The sequence below is a fragment of the Xenorhabdus yunnanensis genome (genome assembly GCF_028598805.1).
In the GTDB taxonomy this organism is placed as follows: Bacteria; Pseudomonadota; Gammaproteobacteria; order Enterobacterales; family Enterobacteriaceae; genus Xenorhabdus; species Xenorhabdus yunnanensis.
Window position 1 is genome coordinate 1 of the sequence record NZ_JAQRFI010000101.1, and the last position, 4,325, is coordinate 4,325.

General features: G+C 41.3%; 6 protein-coding genes. 3 read left to right on the forward strand and 3 right to left on the reverse strand.

What is annotated here, in order from left to right:
- Nucleotides 1-107: 107 nt before the first annotated feature.
- Both PSI23_RS20310 and PSI23_RS20315 read left to right on the forward strand, forming a co-directional pair.
- Nucleotides 108-308 carry a hypothetical protein gene (locus PSI23_RS20310; RefSeq protein ID WP_273556773.1) on the forward strand — a complete coding sequence of 67 codons (201 nt, stop codon included), beginning with the start codon at nucleotides 108-110 and terminating at the stop codon, nucleotides 306-308.
- Nucleotides 305-1,435, forward strand: coding sequence for an HNH endonuclease signature motif containing protein (locus tag PSI23_RS20315; protein WP_273556774.1), 1,131 nt, complete (start codon nucleotides 305-307; stop codon nucleotides 1,433-1,435). The genes PSI23_RS20310 and PSI23_RS20315 overlap by 4 nt, the downstream gene beginning before the upstream one ends.
- Before the next feature lie 241 nt (nucleotides 1,436-1,676).
- Here the strand turns inward: PSI23_RS20315 and PSI23_RS20320 are convergent, their stop codons facing one another.
- The 3 genes from PSI23_RS20320 to PSI23_RS20330 form a co-directional block, all read right to left on the reverse strand.
- Nucleotides 1,677-2,042, reverse strand: a complete 366-nt coding sequence (locus PSI23_RS20320; RefSeq protein ID WP_273556775.1) for a DUF3969 family protein — start codon at nucleotides 2,040-2,042, stop codon at nucleotides 1,677-1,679.
- Nucleotides 2,039-2,551, reverse strand: coding sequence for a hypothetical protein (locus PSI23_RS20325; RefSeq protein ID WP_273556776.1), 513 nt, complete (start codon nucleotides 2,549-2,551; stop codon nucleotides 2,039-2,041). Before PSI23_RS20325 ends, PSI23_RS20320 begins: the two co-directional genes overlap by 4 nt.
- Before the next feature lie 249 nt (nucleotides 2,552-2,800).
- Entirely contained in the window at nucleotides 2,801-2,929 is a 129-nt protein-coding gene (locus tag PSI23_RS20330; RefSeq protein WP_273556777.1) for a hypothetical protein, read from the reverse strand.
- On the opposite strand from PSI23_RS20330, the gene PSI23_RS20335 reads away from it, so the two are divergent.
- Nucleotides 2,928-4,325, forward strand: a 1,398-nt coding sequence (locus tag PSI23_RS20335; protein ID WP_273556778.1) for a site-specific DNA-methyltransferase, incomplete at its 3' end; no start/stop codon positions are given. The genes PSI23_RS20330 and PSI23_RS20335 overlap by 2 nt on opposite strands.

Below are 4,325 nucleotides of genomic sequence, written 5' to 3' on the forward strand. Positions count from 1 at the left end.
CTGCCGTGGCAAATAGTGCGCCACAGAAAACGAATAAGGGCCATTAATGCAATCAGAAAAGGTGTGTTCCTGATGAGGAAATATAGAGCGCTTAAGGAGCTGAACGCATGACATTCACCGACCTACCCGCAGCAGTGGAAGAAGCCCGTTTTCGACGGCGGGAAACGGGACGGGCATTTTCTGTTGTTCAGCGAAACATAGGAGAACTGGCCGTTCTCACTGAGCAATGGGTAATGCGAAAACAATTGCGGGTGATGTATTCAACACGTCACGACAGGGTTCATACAGTATTGCCGGAGGTGAGATGATACTGACTCGCTATGACAAAGCGAATTTGCCTGATGAAAATATAGAGCTGGCAATATTGCGAGAACAAGTGAAATATAATCCAGAAACCGGCATCTTTACCAGTAGGTTATGCGCTGGTATTCGAGTCAAGGGCTTTATGGATCATGGGTACATTGGGGTGAGCATCAACTCCAAAAAATTTAAGGCTCATCGGCTGGCTTGGTTTTACATGTATGGGGCATGGCCTGAACATGGAATAGATCACATAAACGGGAACACGTCTGATAATCGAATATTAAACTTAAGACCCGCAACACCAGAGCAGAATTCTCATAATAGACGGTTAGGGAAAAACAATACTTCTGGTGCTAGGTGTGTAACTTTAGAGAGAAGAACGAAACGATGGCGAATACAGATAAACAGGTTCGGTCATAAGTTTTATCTTGGTAGTTACAAAAATAAAGACGAAGCAGTACAGGAGGCAAATAGATTTTTAAAACTAACCGATGGTGAATTTTTTAATTGCGTCACATCAAAACACGACCTACCTCAAGACCAAATAGCACTTCTTGCCCTAATCAAGAAATCCAGAGACCTAAGCCCAATACATCCGCTAGAGCCTAATGACCGAGTATGGATTAACCACACCTTAAGTGCGTGGGGTGCATGGGCGTATGAGGAGCTGGATGATAAGAACAAGGTAAGCCCTATCGGTCGGTTTATGGAGTCTGTTTCTGGTCGGGGGGCCATAACAGCAGACGGCATAACGGCATTGATCGAAGGGCTGCACGAAAGAGGTTATCGTGGTGAAGAGCTTATCAAAAAACTTTCGCAAATAATCGCAAATCTAAAACATCGTTCCGTCCCAAGATGCTCAGATGAAATAGGGTTATTCGTGGATGATCTGCTTATACGGGTTTTTGGTGGTAGGTCCCCGCTTATTCGCGTGGCTGTTAACTACTACGTGTATGGACACAGGATAGAAACCATTGCGCAGTATTTGATGAGAATAACAAGGGGAGCATTAACAATACCTCAATCAAGGGATAGGGTTCGTTGGTGCATTAGAATTATTGAGGCAAAGATGCATAAGGCAATCAACTATGAACTGGATAATAGCAAGGAGATTGATGTAAATTTAATATGAGAAAAAATAATGCAAAATACTTGCAAAAAAATTATTTATTAGTATATTAATGTTATCCTCCGCAGGTTTTTATGCTTGGAGGTTGTTAAACATGATTCCCAAGCCTCGCCCTGTGCGGGGTTTTTTATGCCTAAGACTCAGATTTAAAAAGATGACAGTCACCCGCTTTGAAATTGATGCATGAGTGACTGCCAGATTGTGTTTAAATTCAATTGTAGACTGGAAAATTTACCATTTACCGCTACATACCACCTTCATCTATACCTTTACCCACAACCCTGATTTCTTTTTCGACTAACCGTCCAATTTCTTTGCTGTTGCGGATAACTGACGATGTTCTTTCTATCAATGCATCAATTTCACCTTGCAACTTGTCAGGTATTAAATCTTTCACGTCGTCAAGTAAACACCCGTCTATAATTATCTTAGATAATTCTTGAGATGATTTTATCGTTTCTAGTAAATCGGAAACATAGGGCTTGAATATAAAGCCTTCTGCCTCATTGATAGATATGAGTTTTTTATCTAGGGCGTGCAGCACCCCTAAAACTAAAAGACTAATAAATTTCTCTGCATGTTTGTCTTCGATGTGGTAACTAAGTTTCATATTTCGTTGCTCCAGCCATGTACAACTTTTACATTAAACACTAGACCACTTCTACTTTCAAAATAATGAATAGAGACTTTTTGTCCGTTAACCAATCCATCTTTATAAACTTTATCCCATTTTCCTGATTCTACGTCCCTTCGTAATTCTGCCAACAATTGGCCATTGTCCATAGGGCGTTTCGTGGTTCCATTTTGTCTATTTATAAACCCTTTAGGATATTGCGGTGCATCCTTAATTGATTTGTAAGTATGCTTAATACTATTTGAGTGTCCGTGTCCGTGTCCGTGTCCGTACCCATGACTATACCCGTGTTCATACCCGCGTTCATATCCATGATCATACCCATGTTCATATCCGTGTTCATATTCGTGTTTATGTTGCGTGTGCTTCTTAGTAATTAAAGTTTGATATGGGTTTATCGCCGTATCTGGTGCTTGAAAGCTGTGCCCCGAAAAAGAGAGCGATACCAATAGAACGCTAAATAAAACCTTTGTAAATCGATTCATAAGAAGATCCTCAATATAAATAAGTTGGCTTTAAAGTATTCTCACAACAGAATTAAAATAACTCTGGCGTAATATGAGGCATTATATAGATACCCAGCTAAACGGAATTAAAACCAGAACCGATTTACTTCGGATAAAATATTAATAAAAGATAAATGAAGTTGATTATTAAAAATTATAGGGTGAGTAAAGCTTTGAATTTACAATCCAACTCCTGCAAAAAATGCAGTAGTTCAAAATCCCGTTTAATCACGGATAACGCCATTTGATAACGGATAGTGTTATTTGATCACGGATAACGAATCCAAGGTCGCCAAGTGCGGCCTTTTTGTTTTCTGGCTGCACCAACAGAGCGGGAGGCGGAGCAGTGAAATACATGGGAAGTAAATCCCGTATCACCCAAAAAAATATCGATCAACTTAAACAGCTTTTCCCAGAGGTATTTTCGGAAGGAAAGATTGACTTTGACGCCTTAAAAGCGGCGCTGGGTGAAGTCGTTGATGATCCAGATGAGCGCTATAACTTCACTTGGCAGGGCAAGGCTCGCGCACGTCAACTTGCCCAGACGCCATCAACAGGCATCTTGCGCCCATGCAAGGAAGAGAGTGTTAACTGGGATACGACCGAAAACCTGTTTATTGAAGGCGACAACCTTGAAGTGCTTAAGTTGCTGCAAAAGTCTTATCACAAAAAGATAAAGATGATTTATATCGATCCGCCCTATAACACAGGCAAGGATTTTATTTATAAAGATAATTATCGTGATAATTGGCTGAATATGCTTTATCCCAGACTGAAATTAGCCAGAAATTTATTATCTGATGAGGGAATGATATTTATATCGATAGATGACCATGAAGTGGTTAATTTATCCAATGTGTGCAATGAAATATTCGGTGAAGATAATTTTGTTGAAAGATTTATCTGGAAGAGCGGGAGAACCTCCGCATCCATTTTTACCCGGGAGCATGAATATATTCTGGCTTATGCAAAAGACAGAACTCAGTTACCCCACATTGTTTATAAGGGGGATGATAGCTTGATTTCTGACCGGGCAATAAAAAAGGTCAGCGTTAAAAACCCGGCGTCGGAAATAACCTTTCCTGCCGGCGTCAGGTTCTTGGGTGAAAATAAAACGTTTCCACCCGTATTTGGTGCTAAAGAAGTCGTTGAAGTGACCTCAGGGGCATTTGAATGTAAGAATGGGGTTTTGGCTAGCGAGGTCACGCTAAAAGCGGGCTGGACAATGAAGCACCAAATCAAAAACTGGCTGTCAGGAAAGGCGACTGTTGACTCTAAAGGCCAGCAGGTTGTTGAGTTCTTCTTCAAACCTAATGGCGTGCTTCAGTATGTTAAAAAGCGGGGCACCGAACATCCCAAAACCATCATAACCGGTTTTACCACGAAGCAGGGAAGCCAAGAGGTTGAAGCCCTGCTCGGTTCATCTGTGTTTGATTACCCAAAGCCGACAGGCTTAATTGAGCACTTAATGCAGGTCACGGACAGGGAAGATATCATTCTTGACTTTTTCGCCGGAAGTGGTTCTACAGGTCATGCGGTGTTAAAGCAAAATAAGAAAGATGGCGGCAGAAGAAAGTTTATCCTGGTTCAATTGCCTGAGCCTGTCTCAAAGAATGCGGGGGCAACAGCGTATTGCATTCAGGAGTCAATACCCGAATTGATTTCCCGCATTGCCCTGAAAAGAATAAAACATGCCATCCTGCAAGAAGATAACACTCAGGGCGTTAAGTTTTTCACATTAGACCAAACAAAT